Annotated in this window: 14 protein-coding genes; 9 read left to right on the forward strand and 5 right to left on the reverse strand. The window is 65.3% G+C overall.

Translation table 11 applies throughout. From position 1 onward, the window contains the following. The 5 genes from parE to B4I46_RS03845 all read left to right on the forward strand — a co-directional run bounded on the left by parE (window position 1) and on the right by B4I46_RS03845 (window position 6,561). Complete coding sequence (gene parE, locus B4I46_RS03825) at window positions 1-1,905, forward strand: DNA topoisomerase IV subunit B (RefSeq protein WP_043863558.1); 1,905 nt, start codon at window positions 1-3, stop codon at window positions 1,903-1,905. Beyond that, window positions 1,902-2,888, forward strand: coding sequence for an esterase-like activity of phytase family protein (locus B4I46_RS03830; protein ID WP_058541604.1), 987 nt, complete (start codon window positions 1,902-1,904; stop codon window positions 2,886-2,888). The genes parE and B4I46_RS03830 overlap by 4 nt, the downstream gene beginning before the upstream one ends. Next, window positions 2,885-3,403 (forward strand): retropepsin-like aspartic protease family protein, encoded by a 519-nt coding sequence (locus tag B4I46_RS03835; RefSeq protein WP_043863556.1) that lies wholly within the window; start codon window positions 2,885-2,887, stop codon window positions 3,401-3,403. The genes B4I46_RS03830 and B4I46_RS03835 overlap by 4 nt, the downstream gene beginning before the upstream one ends. A gap of 10 nt (window positions 3,404-3,413) precedes the next feature. Beyond that, complete coding sequence (parC, locus tag B4I46_RS03840; protein ID WP_054915737.1) at window positions 3,414-5,678, forward strand: DNA topoisomerase IV subunit A; 2,265 nt, start codon at window positions 3,414-3,416, stop codon at window positions 5,676-5,678. Window positions 5,679-5,850: 172 nt separating this feature from the next. Continuing rightward, entirely contained in the window at window positions 5,851-6,561 is a 711-nt protein-coding gene (locus B4I46_RS03845; RefSeq protein ID WP_043863554.1) for a PqiC family protein, read from the forward strand. A 69-nt stretch (window positions 6,562-6,630) separates the two neighbouring features. Here the strand turns inward: B4I46_RS03845 and B4I46_RS03850 are convergent, their stop codons facing one another. After that, window positions 6,631-8,124, reverse strand: a complete 1,494-nt coding sequence (locus tag B4I46_RS03850; protein ID WP_058541603.1) for a HAMP domain-containing protein — start codon at window positions 8,122-8,124, stop codon at window positions 6,631-6,633. 135 nt (window positions 8,125-8,259) lie between these two features. On the opposite strand from B4I46_RS03850, the gene serB reads away from it, so the two are divergent. Further along, complete coding sequence (gene serB / locus B4I46_RS03855) at window positions 8,260-9,474, forward strand: phosphoserine phosphatase SerB (RefSeq protein WP_043863552.1); 1,215 nt, start codon at window positions 8,260-8,262, stop codon at window positions 9,472-9,474. 153 nt (window positions 9,475-9,627) lie between these two features. Here the strand turns inward: serB and asd are convergent, their stop codons facing one another. Genes asd through B4I46_RS03870 form a run of 3 tightly spaced genes read right to left on the reverse strand, consistent with a single transcriptional unit; the run spans window position 9,628 to window position 12,877 of the window. Further along, entirely contained in the window at window positions 9,628-10,494 is an 867-nt protein-coding gene (asd, locus tag B4I46_RS03860; protein ID WP_043863551.1) for an archaetidylserine decarboxylase, read from the reverse strand. A 9-nt stretch (window positions 10,495-10,503) separates the two neighbouring features. Next, entirely contained in the window at window positions 10,504-11,310 is an 807-nt protein-coding gene (locus B4I46_RS03865; RefSeq protein WP_043863550.1) for a rhodanese-like domain-containing protein, read from the reverse strand. 46 nt (window positions 11,311-11,356) lie between these two features. After that, window positions 11,357-12,877 carry an HDOD domain-containing protein gene (locus tag B4I46_RS03870; RefSeq protein WP_054916178.1) on the reverse strand — a complete coding sequence of 507 codons (1,521 nt, stop codon included), beginning with the start codon at window positions 12,875-12,877 and terminating at the stop codon, window positions 11,357-11,359. A 148-nt stretch (window positions 12,878-13,025) separates the two neighbouring features. Here B4I46_RS03870 and motA point away from each other — a divergent pair, with 148 nt between their 5' ends. Further along, on the forward strand, window positions 13,026-13,877 hold the full coding sequence (gene motA, locus B4I46_RS03875; protein ID WP_043863548.1) for a flagellar motor stator protein MotA: 852 nt from the start codon (window positions 13,026-13,028) through the stop codon (window positions 13,875-13,877). Window positions 13,878-13,880: 3 nt separating this feature from the next. After that, complete coding sequence (motB, locus tag B4I46_RS03880; RefSeq protein WP_043863547.1) at window positions 13,881-14,897, forward strand: flagellar motor protein MotB; 1,017 nt, start codon at window positions 13,881-13,883, stop codon at window positions 14,895-14,897. 67 nt (window positions 14,898-14,964) lie between these two features. Here motB and B4I46_RS03885 read toward each other — a convergent pair whose 3' ends face one another. Then, window positions 14,965-15,444: a toll/interleukin-1 receptor domain-containing protein gene (locus B4I46_RS03885; RefSeq protein ID WP_043863546.1), complete on the reverse strand. Its 480-nt coding sequence runs from the start codon at window positions 15,442-15,444 to the stop codon at window positions 14,965-14,967. 681 nt (window positions 15,445-16,125) lie between these two features. On the opposite strand from B4I46_RS03885, the gene B4I46_RS03890 reads away from it, so the two are divergent. Continuing rightward, window positions 16,126-16,413 carry a DUF3077 domain-containing protein gene (locus B4I46_RS03890; protein WP_043863545.1) on the forward strand — a complete coding sequence of 96 codons (288 nt, stop codon included), beginning with the start codon at window positions 16,126-16,128 and terminating at the stop codon, window positions 16,411-16,413.

Below are 16,413 nucleotides of genomic sequence, written 5' to 3' on the forward strand. Positions count from 1 at the left end.
ATGGCCAATCCCAGCGCTAGCGCCTATAACGCAGACGCCATCGAAGTCCTCTCCGGCCTTGACCCGGTGCGCAAGCGCCCGGGCATGTACACCGACACCAGCCGGCCCAATCACCTGGCCCAGGAAGTCATCGACAACAGCGTCGACGAAGCGCTGGCCGGCCACGCCCGCACCGTGCAGGTCATCCTGCATGCAGACCATTCGCTGGAAGTGTCCGACGACGGTCGCGGCATGCCCGTGGACATCCACCCCGAAGAGGGCGTGTCGGGCGTCGAGCTGATCCTCACCAAGCTGCACGCCGGCGGCAAGTTTTCCAACAAGAACTACCAGTTCTCCGGCGGCCTGCACGGGGTGGGCATCTCGGTGGTCAACGCCCTGTCCAACCAGGTACGGGTACGGGTCAAGCGCGACGGCAACGAGTACCAGATGACCTTCGCCGACGGCTTCAAGGCCACCGAGCTCGAAGTGATCGGTACCGTCGGCAAGCGCAACACCGGTACCAGCGTGTACTTCGCGCCCGATCCCAAGTATTTCGACTCGCCCAAGTTTTCCATCAGCCGCCTCAAGCATGTGCTCAAGGCCAAGGCCGTACTGTGCCCGGGGCTGCTGGTCAGCTTCGAGGACAAAGGCACCGGCGAGAAGGTCGAGTGGCATTACGAGGACGGCCTGCGCTCGTACCTCGAAGACTCGGTAAGCGAGTTCCTGCGCCTGCCCGATGCGCCGTTCTGCGGCAGCCTGGCGGGCAACAAGGAGGCCGTGGACTGGGCCTTGCTGTGGCTGCCCGAAGGCGGCGACAGCGTGCAGGAAAGCTACGTCAACCTGATCCCCACCGCCCAGGGCGGCACCCACGTCAACGGCCTGCGCCAGGGCCTGCTCGATGCCATGCGCGAGTTCTGCGAGTTCCGCAACCTGCTGCCGCGCGGGGTCAAGCTGGCCCCCGAGGACGTGTGGGAGCGCATCAGCTTCGTGCTCTCGATGAAGATGCAGGAGCCGCAGTTCTCCGGCCAGACCAAGGAGCGCCTGTCGTCCCGCGAGGCCGCCGCATTCGTTTCCGGCGTGGTCAAGGATGCCTTCAGCCTGTGGCTCAATGCCCACCCCGAAGTGGGCATGCAACTGGCGGAACTGGCGATCAACAACGCCGGGCGCCGGCTCAAGGCGAGCAAGAAGGTCGAGCGCAAGCGCGTGACCCAGGGCCCGGCACTGCCGGGCAAGCTGGCCGACTGCGCCGGGCAGGACCCGATGCGCGCCGAGCTGTTCCTGGTCGAGGGTGACTCGGCCGGTGGTTCGGCCAAGCAGGCGCGCGACAAGGAGTTCCAGGCCATCCTGCCGCTGCGCGGCAAGATCCTCAACACCTGGGAAGTCGACGGCGGCGAAGTGCTGGCCAGTCAGGAAGTGCACAACATCGCGGTGGCCATCGGCGTCGACCCCGGTGCCACCGACATGAGCCAGCTGCGCTACGGCAAGATCTGCATCCTGGCCGACGCCGACTCCGACGGCCTGCACATCGCCACCTTGCTCTGCGCCCTGTTCGTGCAGCACTTTCGCCCGCTGGTGGAGGCCGGCCACGTGTACGTGGCGATGCCGCCGCTGTACCGCATCGACCTGGGCAAGGAGATCTACTACGCCCTGGACGAGGCCGAACGCGACGGCATCCTCGACCGCCTGGTGGCCGAGAAGAAGCGCGGCAAGCCGCAGGTCACCCGATTCAAGGGCCTGGGCGAGATGAACCCGCCGCAGCTGCGTGAAACCACCATGGACCCGAACACCCGGCGCCTGGTGCAGTTGACCCTGGAAGACCTCGAAGGCACCCGCGAGATCATGGACATGCTGCTGGCCAAGAAACGTGCGGGCGACCGCAAGAGCTGGCTGGAGTCCAAAGGCAACCTGGCCGAGGTACTGGCTTGATCGCTCGGTGCCTGGCAGCGCTGTTGTCACTGCTGGGCGTGCCGGCGCTGGCCGAAACCTGGCCGGAGCTGGCGATGCAGAGCGAGCATCCGGTAGAGGGCATGCGTGGCGGCAACCTGTCGGGGCTGGCCCTGTGCAACGGCGAGCTCTGGACCGTCTCGGACCGCGACGACGACCTGCTGTACCGCCTGGACACCACCCAGACGGTGTGGCAGGCCGAAGGTATTCGCCTGGAGGTGCCGCCGGTGCCGGACAGCGGCCTGCCCTGGGGCCTGCGCTCGAGCAACTGGGCAATGTCCTACGTGCGCGGCGGCGAGCTGGATTTCGAAGGCATCAGTTGCGATGCCGCAGGCAATCACTACCTGGTCAGCGAAACCCATGTGGCGGTGCTCAAGGTACCGGTCGCAGGCGACCCCAGCTGGCTGAAGATCGACCCGAGCATGGTCCGCCAGGCGCGCGCCAGCGGCATGCTGCTGCACTTCAATGCATTGTTCGAAGGCATCGCCGTGAACCCGGCCGGCGATCGCCTGTGGCTGGCCGCCGAGCGCGAGCGCCGCGGGCTGATTTCGATCAATCGCCAGCAGACCACCTGGCACTGCGGTGATGGCTGCGTGCTGCTCAGCGAGGCCGGCACCGAGATGCAGCCTGCGCAGATGCCCAACGCCCGCGAGCGGCCCCGGGATTTTGCCGACCTGGCGCTGTTCGAAGGCAAGCTGTTCACCCTGGAGCGCAACGCCTACCGTATCTGCCGGCGTGATGCCGACACTGGAAGCGTGGAGCGCTGCTGGTCGTTCGCTGCCGATGCCCTGATCGAATCGCGGCAGTACTCGCAGCCGTTCGGCCTGGCCGAGGCCCTGGTGATCGATGCCAAGGGTGCCTGGATAGGCCTGGACAACAACGGCGGTCGCCGCGCCGATGGCGAAAACCGCCCGATCGTGTGGCGCTTTGCAGCGCCCCAGGGCGGCTGGAGCGCCAAACCGTGAGCCAGGCACCGGGCAAGCGTGCCGGCCGGGTGATGCTGGTGCTGGCGTGGGCGGCCGGCCTGTTCCTGGCTACGCGCTTTTTCGGCGACTGGGAACAGCGCCAGGCCAACCCCAACAGCCAGATCAGCTCGCAGCACGGCGATGGCTATGTCGAGGTGCGGCTGCTGGGCAATGGCCAGGGGCATTTTGTGGCCGACGGTCTGATCAACGGCCAGGCCGTGCATTTTCTGCTGGATACTGGCGCCACCGACGTGGCGATCCCCGAGAGCCTGGCCCGGCAGTTCAGCCTGGAGCGTGGTGCGCCCGTGACCCTGAGTACCGCCAATGGTCGTACCGAGGGCTATCGCACCCGCCTCGACAGCCTGCAACTGGGCGATATTCTGCTGCGCGACGTACGCGCCCTGGTGGTGCCGGGGCTGGACGGCGAGCAGGTACTGCTGGGCATGAGTGCCCTGAAACGACTCGAATTTACCCAGCGCGGCGGCACCTTGCTGCTGCGCCAGACCTTGAAATGATGAGGCCCGCATGAGCGACTCCCTTGATCTCAGCCTCGATGGCGTAGAGCGCCGGTCACTGGCTGACTTCACCGAACAGGCCTACCTCAACTATTCCATGTACGTGATCATGGACCGTGCGCTGCCGCATATCGGCGACGGTTTGAAGCCGGTGCAGCGACGCATCGTCTACGCCATGAGCGAACTGGGCCTGGACGCCGATTCCAAGCACAAGAAATCGGCGCGTACCGTCGGTGACGTGCTCGGCAAGTTCCACCCGCATGGCGATTCGGCCTGCTATGAAGCCATGGTGCTGATGGCGCAGCCCTTCAGCTATCGCTACACCCTGGTCGACGGCCAGGGCAACTGGGGTGCGCCGGACGATCCCAAATCCTTCGCGGCCATGCGCTACACCGAAGCGCGCCTGTCGCGCTATTCCGAGGTGCTGCTCAGCGAACTGGGCCAGGGCACTGCGGACTGGGGCCCGAACTTCGACGGTACCCTCGACGAGCCCCTGGTGTTGCCGGCACGTTTGCCGAACATCCTGCTCAATGGCACCACCGGTATCGCCGTGGGCATGGCCACCGACGTGCCGCCGCACAACCTGCGCGAAGTGGCCACCGCCTGCGTGCGCCTGCTCGACGAGCCCAAGGCCACGGTCGAACAGCTGTGCGAGCACATCCAGGGCCCGGACTACCCGACCGAAGCAGAGATCATCACCCCGCGAGCCGACCTGCTGAAAATCTACGAAACCGGCCGTGGCTCGGTGCGCATGCGCGCCGTGTACCACATCGAGGACGGCGACATCGTGGTCACCGCGCTGCCGCACCAGGTGTCGGGCGCCAAGGTGCTGGAACAGATCGCCGCGATGATGCAGGCCAAGCCGTCCAAGGCGCCGCAGGTGGCCGACCTGCGTGACGAATCGGACCACGAGAACCCGTGCCGCATCGTGATCATCCCGGTGCACAGCCGCGTCGACCACGAAGCGCTGATGCAGCACCTGTTCGCCAGTACCGACCTTGAGTCCAGCTACCGGGTCAACATCAACATCATCGGCCTGGACGGCAAGCCGCAGTTGAAGAACCTGCGCACGCTGCTGGTCGAGTGGCTGCAGTTCCGCGTGCAGACCGTGCGCCGTCGCCTGCAGTTCCGCCTGGACAAGGTGGAGCGTCGCCTGCACCTGTTGGACGGCTTGCTGATCGCCTACCTCAACCTGGATGAAGTGATCCACATCATCCGTACCGAGGAGCACCCGCGGGCCAGGTTGATCGAGCGCTTTGCATTGAGCGAGATCCAGGCCGACTACATTCTCGACACGCGCCTGCGCCAGTTGGCCCGTCTGGAAGAGATGAAGCTGCGCAACGAGCAGGACGAACTGCTCAAGGAACAGGCCAAGTTGCTGGCGCTGCTGGGCAGCGAAGCCAAGCTCAAGAAACTGGTGCGCACCGAACTGCTGCAGGACGCCGAAACCTATGGCGACGACCGTCGCTCGCCGATCGTCGAGCGCGCCGAAGCCCGTGCGATGACCGAGCACGACCTGCTGCCCAACGAAAAGGTCACGGTGGTGCTGTCCGAGAAGGGCTGGGTACGTTCGGCCAAGGGCCACGACATCGATGCCACCGGGCTCTCGTACAAGGCCGGTGACGGCTTCAAGACCGCAGCCGCGGGGCGCTCGAACCAGTACGCGGTGTTCATCGACTCCACCGGCCGCAGCTACTCGGTGCCGGCGCATACGCTGCCGTCGGCACGGGGCCAGGGTGAACCGCTGACCGGTCGCCTGACCCCGCCGCCCGGTGCTTCGTTCGAGTGCGTGCTGATGCCCGAGGATGACGGCTTGTACGTGATTGCCTCCGATGCCGGCTACGGCTTCGTGGTCAAGGGCGAAGACCTGCAGGCCAAGAACAAGGCCGGCAAGGCCCTGTTGAGCCTGCCGAACAACGCCAAGGTGATCCTGCCGCGCCCGGTGGGCAACCGCGAGCAGGACTGGCTGGCGGCGGTGACCACCGAAGGGCGCCTGCTGGTGTTCAAGATCAGCGACCTGCCACAGCTGGGCAAAGGCAAGGGCAACAAGATCATCGGCATTCCGGGCGACCGCGTGGCCAGTCGTGAAGAATTTGTCACCGACCTGGCAGTGATTCCCGAAGGTTCGACCCTTGTATTGCAGGCCGGCAAGCGTACCCTGTCGCTCAAGGGCGATGACCTGGAGCACTACAAGGGCGAGCGTGGGCGGCGTGGCAACAAGCTGCCGCGCGGCTTCCAGCGGGTCGATGCGCTGCTGGTGGAAAACGTCGAATAAGCGACCTGGTGGCCGCAAACGGGTATTTTAGTGACCGTTTGCGGCTTAAACACTGGAGTCGCACGGAACTTTCGCGGATGATAGGCCCCTTGTGGTGCCAGCGTAGCTGTGTGCCCGACGTATTCATGAGTATCACTGCGGCAAGCCGTGTGGCGGCCGCCTGGATGGGATGATGACTTTTCTGCGCCTTCCATTTGTTCTACTGCTCAGTGGCGTGCTGGGCTTGGCCGGGTGCAGCATGCACCAGCCGGTAGCGCTGTATCAGCTCGACAGTGGCGAGCCGGGGCAACCTGGCCAGAGCAACGGCATGGCCGTGGTGCTGGGGCCGGTCTCGGTGGCCGACTACCTGCAACGCGAAACCCTGCTGCAACGCCAGCGTGACGGCAGCCTGACGGCGGCGACCGATGGTCGCTGGGCGGGCAGCCTGTCGGCCGATATCGACCAGTTGCTGGTGCGCCAGCTGGCCTGGCGCCTGGACAGCCAGCGTGTGGTGCTGGCACCGGCCAGCACCGGGTTCAACCCGGATGTGCAGGTGCTGCTGTCGATCACGCGCCTGGACTCGGGCGTTGGCCAGCCGGCGATCCTCGATGCCCAGTGGCGCTTGCTTGATCGTCGTGGCCAGGTGCGTGACAACCGCATCGTGCATTTCGAGCAGCCCCATGAAGGCAGCTCGGCGGCGCAGGTACAGGCGCAGGGGCAACTGCTTCAGCGTCTGGCCGAGCAGCTGAGCGTGGCGTTGAAGCCGTTGGCCAATCAGCCGCCGATCGTGCAGGAACAGCCGAAGAAGGCCACGCCGGTACAGCAGGTGCGCAAGGAGCCGGAGAAGCCGAAGATTCCGATGGCGACACCGATTCGTACCGAGATGGAAGTGTTCCGGTTTTAACCGGCCACAAAAAAGCCCGCAGCGATGCGGGCTTTTTTGTGGCCGGTTGAAACCGGCTCCTACGGGGCCTCAGGTCTTGATCTGGCGCTCGTGCATCCGTGCCAGCTGGCGCTCCAGCATCGACGGATACGGCTCCATCAGGCGCTCCACACAGCACGCCCCTTCAGGGCTGGCAATCGGGCGGATGCGGGCACGCTGGCGAATCAGCGCATCATCACTGACCTTGCGCTCCACCAGCAGCAGGTTGCGGCTGTGTTGCGACAACGCCAGGGCATCCTGGGCCTTGTCGGTCAGCAGCAGGTCGATCTGGCTCAGGCCGTGCAGGTCTTCACCCAGCGCCAGGCCCAGCTGCAATTGCAGGGTAATCCCGCTGTCGGCCACTTCCACCTGCAACGCATGCCCCAGGGCACGCAGCAGTTCGCCACAGCAGATGGCGTTGGTCAGGTAGTCCTCGCCGCTTTCCGAGCTGTGGAACAGCAGCAGCGTGCTGCCATCGTTGAGTGTGTGCACTTCGCTTTCATACAGCGACGCGGCCTGGTCGAGGCAGTCGCGGTAGCGGTCCAGCAGTTCGGTCAGACGTGCCCGAGGCAGGCGGCGCAGTTGCTCCTGGGAGCCCAGTTGCACCGCCAGCACCGCACTGGCCTGCGGCTCGCGTGGCGCAGTGGGTACTACAGCCTGCGGCGCGGCATCGCTGTCGTCGCGCAGGTCGGCAAACGCCTCGTCGTCGTCTTCATCATGCGCTACAGGCCTGGGCAGCGCCGGCTTGGGCTCCAGCGCCGGCTCGCGCAGGTTGCGCACCTGGAAGGCCGGCTGCGCTTCGTGTTCCTCGTAGTCGTCTTCTTCCTCGGGCTCTGCTTCAGGCTCCGGCGGTGGCGGGGCAAAGCGCGAATGCAGCTGGCGCGCCAGGTCGCCGATCTCGTCCTGGCGGTCGGTGGCCGGGGTGTAGGCATCCAGGTCGCGCAGCCACACCCGCAGTTGCAGCAGCGGCGTCGAAATGAAGCGCCCCAGGCGCAGGCTCAAGGCCAGGGCCAGGGCCAGCAGGATCGCCGCCAGAATGCCCATGCTCTGCAGGCTGATGGTCAGCGGCTGCTGGAACTGGCTCATGTCCAGGCTGATGCGCAGTTGCCCGGCCGTCACGTCCTGGAAGGTGATCTTGGTCTGGTACAGGCCCTCGACCTCGCCCAGCAGGCCGTTTTTCGGGCGCTGGCCGGCTTCGGCGAGGATCCGGTTGTCGACGCTGTAGATGGCGGCATGGGCCACCAGCGGGTTCTTCACCAGGTTGCCGAGCAGCACGTTGAGGCTGAGGATGTCGTTGGACACCAGCAGTTCGGTGGCAGACGTGGCGGTCTGCGTGGTCAGGCTCTGACCCAGGGCGTCGGCCTGCTCGTGCATGGCCTGCTTGAACTGCAGGCCCATGACCCCGGCGTAGATGACCAGCGCCAGCGCTACCAGAAACACGTTGTGGCAGGCGATCCGCAAGGCCAACGGCACACGGCGCTGGCGCAGGGCACGGAAGATCAGCAGGAAGAAATTGTCGGTTTTAACTGGCGTGGGCCGGTTCACAGAGCGCGGCTCTTTATGTCGGAGAAGGTGCTGCGCAGTATAGCGACAGGGCATGGGCCGGCAAAGTATCGACTGCGCCCGATGGTCTGCGAAAGTGGGTAGAATGCGCGTTTTGTCACTGTGTCGGAGCCCGTTTTGCGCGAAATCGTTCTGATTAACATCACCGGCGAGGACCGTCCGGGTCTCACCGCGGCCATTACCGGCGTGCTCGCCCAGGGCGGGGTGAACATCCTCGACATCGGCCAGGCGGTCATCCACGACACGCTGTCGTTCGGCATCCTGGTGGAAATCCCCAGCACCGAGCAGGCCAGCGCCGTGCTCAAGGACATCCTCTTCACCGGGTACAAGCTGGACCAGCAGGTGCGCTTCACCCCGGTTTCCGAGCAGGACTACCAGCAGTGGGTCGACGGCCAGGGCAAGGCCCGCCACATCGTGACCCTGCTGACGCGCAAGGTCACTGCCGAGCAGTTGCAGCGGGTGAGCTCCATCACCGCCCAGTACGGGTTGAACATCGACCATATCGACCGTCTGTCGGGTCGTATCGCGTTGGACACCCCGGCCGACCAGGGCAAGGGCTGCATCGAGTTCTCCGTGCGTGGCGAGCCGGCCGACCCGCAGGCCCTGCGTGCCGAGTTCCTCAGCGTGGCGCAGGAGCTGAACGTCGACATCGCCTTCCAGCAGGACTCGCTGTTCCGCCGCAACCGTCGCCTGGCGGTGTTCGACATGGACTCCACCCTGATCGAGGCCGAGGTCATCGACGAGCTGGCCAAGGCGGCAGGCGTGGGCGAGCAGGTGTCGGAAATCACCGAGCGTGCCATGCGTGGCGAGCTGGATTTTCGTGCCAGCTTCAAGGAGCGCCTGGCGCTGCTCAAGGGCCTGGACGTCAACGTGCTGGACGAGATCGGTGCTTCGCTGCGCCTGACCGAGGGCGCCGAGGTGCTGTTCGCCGAGCTCAAGCGCCTGGGCTACAAGACCGCGATCCTGTCGGGTGGCTTCACCTACTTTGCCAAGCAGCTGCAGGCCAAGCTGGGCATCGACTATGTGTTTGCCAACGAGCTGGAAGTGGTGGACGGCAAGGTGACCGGCGTGGCCGTGGAGCCGATTGTCGATGCGCAGCGCAAGGCTGACCTGTTGACCGAGCTGGCACGCAAGGAAGGCTTGCAGATGGAGCAGACGATTGCCGTGGGCGACGGTGCGAACGACCTGCCGATGCTGGCGATTGCCGGCCTGGGCGTGGCGTTCCGGGCCAAGCCGCTGGTCAAGCAGTCGGCCAAGCAGGCGATCTCGACGCTGGGGCTGGATGGGGTGCTGTACCTGCTGGGCTTCAGGGATCGCGACGGTCGCGACTGAGAAAGCGCGGCCGCTGCGCGGGTCAAGCCCGCTCCCACAGGTTTGCCATCGCTTCAGAAGGCCGTGCAGCCCCTGTGGGAGCGGGCTTGACCCGCGATGAGGCCCGACAGCCAGGCACAAAAAAGCCCGCATCGCTGCGGGCTTTTTGTTGGGTCAGGCGTGCTGCGCCGGCAACCCCAGGCATTCGCCCATGTTCACCACCGACCCCGCACCCAGCGATTCGGCCCACTTCACCTGCTCTGGCCCGAACAGCACGACAGCCGTCGAACCCAGCTTGAAGCGGCCCAGCTCGGCGCCTTTTTCCAGGTGGATCGGTGCACGCGCTGCCTCGTCGTAGCGGAAGGTCTTCAGCTCGCGCTTGGGCGGCGTGACCAGCCCGGCCCATACCGTCTCGACCGACGCCACGATCATCGCGCCCACCAGCACCACGGCCATCGGCCCGCGCTCGGTATCGAACAGGCACACCACGCGCTCGTTGCGCGCAAACAGCTCCGGCACGTTTTCGGCGGTGGTCTGGTTGACCGAGAACAGCCGCCCCGGCACGTAGATCATCTCGCGCAGGGTACCGGCCAGCGGCATGTGCACGCGGTGGTAGTCCTTGGGCGACAGGTAGATGGTGGCGAATTCGCCGCCCATGAACGGCGCAGCATTGGCCGGGTCGCCGCCCAGCAGCTCAAGGGCGCTGAAGCTGTGGCCCTTGGCCTGGAAGATGCGGCCATGCTCGATCGGGCCCAGCTGGCTGACAGCGCCGTCGGCCGGGCACAGGATCGCCCCCGGGGTCTGGTCCAGCGGGCGGGCATCCGGCTTGAGCGCGCGGGTGAAGAATGCGTTGAAGTGCTCGTAGGCGGTCAGGTCTTCGACCTGGGCCTGGGACATGTCGACCTGGTAGCGCTTGGCGAACCAGGCGGTGAAGGCATTCTTGAACCATTTCACGCGGCATTCGGCCACGCAGCCGGCCAGGCGCGACAGCAGGTGGTGGGGCAGCAGGTACTGGCTGATGATGAACAAGCGGGATTTCATTGAATTTCCTTAAACTTCTACAGGCGTGTCGGGGTGGTTGCCCCATTCGCCCCATGAGCCGGCATAGGCCTTGACCCGTGGGTAGCCCAGGTGTTTGGCCACAAGATAGGTGAAGCCGGAGCGGTGGTGGGTCTGGCAGTGGGTAATCACTTCCTTGTCGCGGGTGATGCCCAACTGCTCGAGGATCTGGGGCATGTCCTTGCGGATGCGCAGGTGATCGTTCTGGTCCATGCCGGCTGTCCACTCGAAGTTGACCGCGCCCGGGACGTGTCCGCCCTTGGCGGCCAGCACTTTCTCGCCGCGGTATTCCTGCGGGCTGCGGGCATCCCAGACCGCCAGGTCGGCAGCGCCCAGGCGGCTTTGCAGGTATTCGCGGGTGGCGGTGGGGGCTTCGTGCAGGGTCAGGCTGACGCTGCCGGCAGCGGGCGCGGGCACATCGGTCGAGAGCTCGCCGGTCCAGCCCAGCGCGCCACCGTCGAGGTAGTGATAGCGGGTATGGCCGATCACATCCAGCAACCAGATGAAGCGCCCGGCCCAGCCGCCGCCTTCGTCGTCATACACCACATACACGGCGTCCGGGTTGTGCCCCAGCTCGCCGAACAGCTTTTCCAGGTCGCCTTGGCTCGGCAGCAGCCCGGGCGCCGGTGGCTGGCCCAGCTGGGTGCGCTTGGGGTCGACGAAGCGCGCACCGGGAATGTGCCCGCTGCCATAGCGTTTCGTGCTGGTCAGGTCGACCAGGATCAGCCCCGGCGCATCCAGGCGGGCTTGCAGGTCGGCGGGTTCAATCACCAGGGGCAAGCCGGAAAAGTCAGTCATCCAGAGTCTCCAGATCGGAACAGAGTGGGCGATTGTAGCGCATGGGTCAGGTGCTGCGGTTGCTGAAGGCGGTGAGGGCGCGCTCGATGCACTGGGCGGTCTTGCCGAACGCCTGCACGCTGATCTCCGAGAACGGGCCGCCGCCCTGGTCGGCCAGCACCACCATCACCACCTTGCCGTTGCTCGACAGCGAGCGCAGCAGCAGGTGCTGGCCACGGAACAGCACGCGCAGGGTGCCGGGCAGCAGGGCACCGAACTGGGCATAGTTGTCCGGGGTCAGGCGCAGTTGTGCCGACTGGGTCAGCAGGCGTTGCAGCAGCTTGCTCTGGGCGAGCGGCACCACCAGGCCGCCGGCCTCGGCGGGCAGCCCGGCGATCTGGTGCACGCGCAGGTGGGTCATGCCCTTGTCGGCCATCAGCATCATCACCCGCTGCATGCCGCAGGCCACCAGGGCATCGCGGGCGTAGGTGGTCAGGTGCATGGCGTTGGTGAATGCACTGGGCTCCACCAGCAGGTCGGCGCAGTACTTGCGCCAGGCCCCCAGCGATTCGGTCGAGGGCACGTCGGCAGGCCGCAGGCGGCGGTGCACGTAGTGCGAGCCGGTCGGCCAGATCAGCGATTCGGCGGGGTGGTAGAGGTCGTCGTCGGCGTGCAGGCGCGCACTGTTGGCGGCCTGCTGGTGCACCTGTTGCTGCACGTCGCTCAGCGGCACCTGCAGGTACAGGCTGGTCAGGCGTTGCCAGCGCTGGCTGTGCGGGCAGTCCCAGGCGTGCTGCGCCGCCAGGGCCAGGCCGTTGGCCAGCAGCACGGTGTTGGCCGGCTGGTTGAGCCAGCGGCGCAGGGCCGGGTCGGCGTCCAGCAGCTGTTGCTGGCGCAGCGGGTTGTCGTGCAGGCGGGCGATGTGCATGACCTTGACCAGCAGGCGGCGTTCTTCGCTGAGCACGTGGTAGCCCTGGGTGACCCAGTTGGGCAGGCGCCAGTAGTCGGCCAGGGCGCGGCACAGCGCCAGCAGGGGTACACCGAACAGTTCGCGCTCCACGCGCAGGGCCGGCTCGCCGCGGTGCACCACGCGCACTTCCCATTCCTCGATCAGCTTGGGGTGCGCCAGGGCCAGGGTCCACAACGGCGAGAGGAACAGCAGGCTGCCCCAGTGGATCTCCTGCCACAGCCGCGCCAGTTGGCTGGCGAACAGGCCGCTGGCCTGCTGGCTGGCATGCAGGCTGATCATCTGCAGGTGGCGCAGGGCCTTGGGGATCTGCGCCGGCGGCGCGGTGGGCAGGCGCAGCAGCAGTTCTTCGGCGCGCTTGAGGCCAAGCCGGTTGAGGGCGATTTCCAGGCTTTCGGCCGGCTCGGCCATGCTGGCGTGGGTATGCCGGTTGGCTTCGCGCATCACGCTGAGCACCAGCGCGGGGCTGTCCTGCATCAGGTCGGCGATGTCACGCAGCGAGCGGCGGCTGTCGCCGATGGCGGCTTTTACCCGCTCGTGACTGTCCAGCGGCACCGGCAGTTGCACGCTGTCGAGCAGTTTGATCCAGGCGTCTAGGGTCTTTGGAATTTGAGTTGGCACGTGAGTTCACTAGGCATGCTGGGAGGTGGCCGAACTGGCTTTTCGCCTTGACTGGCTATAGTCTGGCGCAGAACTGCCGATAAGTAGAAGAAGAGTTTTACGAACTTCCGCCCCCGACCCTGACCACGACAGTAAGTGCTTCCAATCTATGGCTAAAATTATCGGCATCATTGTCGTATTCGCGAGCGTGCTTGGCGGATACGTTCTTTCTCACGGCAAGATCGCGGCCCTGATTCAGCCTTTCGAGGTGCTGATCATCGGCGGTGCCGCCTTTGGTGCGTTCCTGCAGGCCAACCCCGGCTACATGACCATGCACGTGATCAAGAAGTCGCTGAGCATGTTCGGCTCGCGCTTCTCGCACACCTTCTATATAGAAGTGCTGGGCCTGATCTACGAGATCCTCAACAAGAGCCGGCGCGAAGGCATGATGGCGATCGAGGGCGATATCGAAGACGCCGCGGCCAGCCCGATCTTCGCCAAGTACCCGGCGGTACTCAAGGATGAGCGCATGACCGCGTACATCTGCGACTACCTGCGCATCATGTCCACCGGCAACATGGCCCCGCACGAGCTCGAAGGCCTGTTCGACATGGAACTGCTGAGCATGAAGGAAGAGCTCGACCACCCGTCCCATGCCGTGACCGGCATCGCCGACGGCATGCCCGGCTTCGGTATCGTGGCGGCGGTACTGGGTATCGTGGTGACCATGGCCTCGCTGGGCGAAGGCGACCAGAAGTCCATCGGCCTGCACGTGGGTGCGGCGCTGGTGGGTACCTTCTTCGGTATTCTGGCGGCCTACGGCTTCTTCGGCCCGCTGGCCACCTCCCTGGCCCACGACGCCAAGGAAGAGGTCAACGTGTACGAGGCGATCAAGGCCGCACTGGTGGCGTCGGCCTCCGGCATGCCGCCATCGCTGGCGGTGGAGTTCGGTCGCAAGGTGCTGTTCCCCAAGCACCGTCCAAGCTTTGCCGAGCTGGAACAAGCAGTTCGCGGTCGCTGATCCATGGAAAACAATCAGCCGATCATCATCAAGCGCGTAAAGCGCTTCGGCGGCGGCCATCACGGCGGCGCCTGGAAAATCGCGTTCGCCGACTTCGCCACGGCGATGATGGCGTTCTTCCTTGTGCTGTGGCTGCTGTCCACCGCCACGCCCGAGCAGAAGATCGCGATTGCCGGCTACTTCAAGGACCCCATCGGGTTCTCCGAGAGTGGCACCCCGTACATCATCGACCTGGGCGGCTCGCCGGAGCTGGCCCCGGAAAAGACCATCAACCCTGAAGTGCAGTCCGAGCCGACTCCTGACACCAGCATCCAGCTGGACAAGGACGCGGTCGAGAGCATGGCCGAGCAGGTCGAGAAAGACCGCTTGAACCTGGTGCTGCAGGAGCTGCAGAACAAGGTCGAAGAGAACCCGCAACTGCAGAAGTTCAAGGACCAGATCCTGTTCGAGATCACCCAGGACGGCCTGCGCATCCAGATCATGGACGCCGAGAACCGGCCGATGTTCGACCTGGGCAGTGCGCGCCTGCAGCCGTACTTCGAGGACATCCTGCTGGCCATGGCCGACACTATCAAGGCGGTGCCGAACAAGATCAGCATCAGCGGCCACACCGATGCCAAGCCCTACGCCGGCACCGGTGATTACGGCAACTGGGAGCTGTCGGCCAACCGTGCCAACGCGGCGCGTCGGGCGCTGGTGGCCGGTGGCTATCCGGATGCCCAGGTGGCGCGGGTGGTGGGGTATGCATCGTCGTCGCTGTTCGACCGCGAGAACCCGCTCAACCCGGTGAACCGTCGTATCGACATCATCGTGCTGACCAAGAAGGCCCAGCGCACCATCGAGGGCGAACAGACCTCGCCGACGCCGCCGGACGCAGCCCAGCCGGGCGCGGCACCTGCGCCGGGCGCTGCGGCACCGACGCCCGAGCCCGAGCCGATGCAGCCGCGTGAACTGCGCGAGAAGCTGAACATCTTCGAGGATGGCGTGTTGAAGATGGACGAGCCCAACAAGCCGCAGTGAGCCGGCAGCCGACAACGCCCGCATGGAGTGATCCGTGCGGGCGTTGTGCTGTGTGGGGTTCGGCATTTCAGTAGCCGCGACCGATGCTGGCCTTGAGCTCGGCCTGGAAGTGCTGGGCATTGCAGCGATTGTCGCCGGGTGCGGCCTGCGTGGGCAGGTTGAGGGCACGGCCAAGGGTGTGTTCCAGGCGGTACGCGCTGACGAACAGGTCCAGGTCGGTGGCTTGCGCCATGGTCGGCAGTTCGCCCAGGTAGGTGGGGCTGGCCGGCTCGCCCAGCTGGAACGTGGCGACCCGTCGGTCGGCCAGCGCTGCGGCGCCCAGGGCGAAGGGCACCCACCAGGCGCCGCAGGTGTTGCCCGACACCAGCACGATCAGGTGGGTGCAGCCGTGCAGGCTGCGGCTGATGAGGGTGGTGAGGGTGCAGGCATCGTCGGCCTGGGGGTCGATGGCCTCCAGGCAGGTGGCCAGGCCCTCGAGGCGCAGGTGCTCGCCGATGGCCATGGCGGCGGCCAGGTCGTTGCGGCAGTAGAGGAGTGAGACTGGCATCCGGAGGTCCCTGGTGGGCGCAAATCTGGTGCGGGATACCTTTGATGATTACGACGCGTGGTGCAAGGCGTGGGATTGAATCAGGAGGTGGACTACATGCCTGGGTGAAAAGGCCTACAAATGTGTTGCGACAACTGACGCCTTCGCCGGCAAGGCCGGCTCCTACAGGTGTCCGCGTAAGGCGAATCTTCGGAATTTCCCTATTCCCTGTAGGCCCCTTCCCAATCATACTTTTGCCGCTTTCCCGCCATTGCGGTGGTCACGGTAGCGCTCTAGTCTGCGTTGCGTCGTTGGTGTTCAACGACCGGTTTTGACAGGCCGTTACTGATTTCGGACCACATGTGCATCGCTTTATGGCGGCTGTGCGTGGGGCACTTCGTGTGCGCCGAGTTCCGGTATCCTCGGTCTGTCAACCCGCGTACAGCTGCCACCTATTTGTTTGACAGCAAAGCGTGGTAGCTCCACTGATACTGGAGTTGGTCATGTTGAAAATCGTCCCCGATCCACCCCAATACGCCAATCTGCCCCTCGAAGACATCCTCTCGTGCACTGATCGCGAGCGCTGCGCGCTCGTTCGCCGGCAAGTCCGGCTCCTACAAAGGCTCGCAGTACCTGTAGGAGCCGGCCTTGCCGGCGAAGACGCCCGTAGAGCCAATTAAGAAAGTCGTCGGGAGATAACAGATGGAAAACAGCTCAGTCTTCAAGACACTAGGCGTCGGCACTTTCGGCGAAGGCGAGGGTGGCCCCACCGCCGAGCGCCTGTTTCGCGTGCAAGCCGGGCACAACGCCGACTTCGCGCTGGAGCAATCGGCCCTGCTGCTCAGTTGCGCCTACAAGCTCACCTTGCAAGCCGGCATCGAGCCGGATGGCACGCTTGTCTGGGCGGCACATTACCTGAGCGGCATGTCCAAGGCCCTGGTCGAGGATGTGGCGCACGCTATGTTCATCGAACAAACGCCTGCGCCATGA

Origin of the sequence: Pseudomonas sp. UBA7500 (genome assembly GCF_002478435.1) — a bacterium.
Taxonomy (GTDB): Bacteria; Pseudomonadota; Gammaproteobacteria; order Pseudomonadales; family Pseudomonadaceae; genus Aquipseudomonas; species Aquipseudomonas palmensis.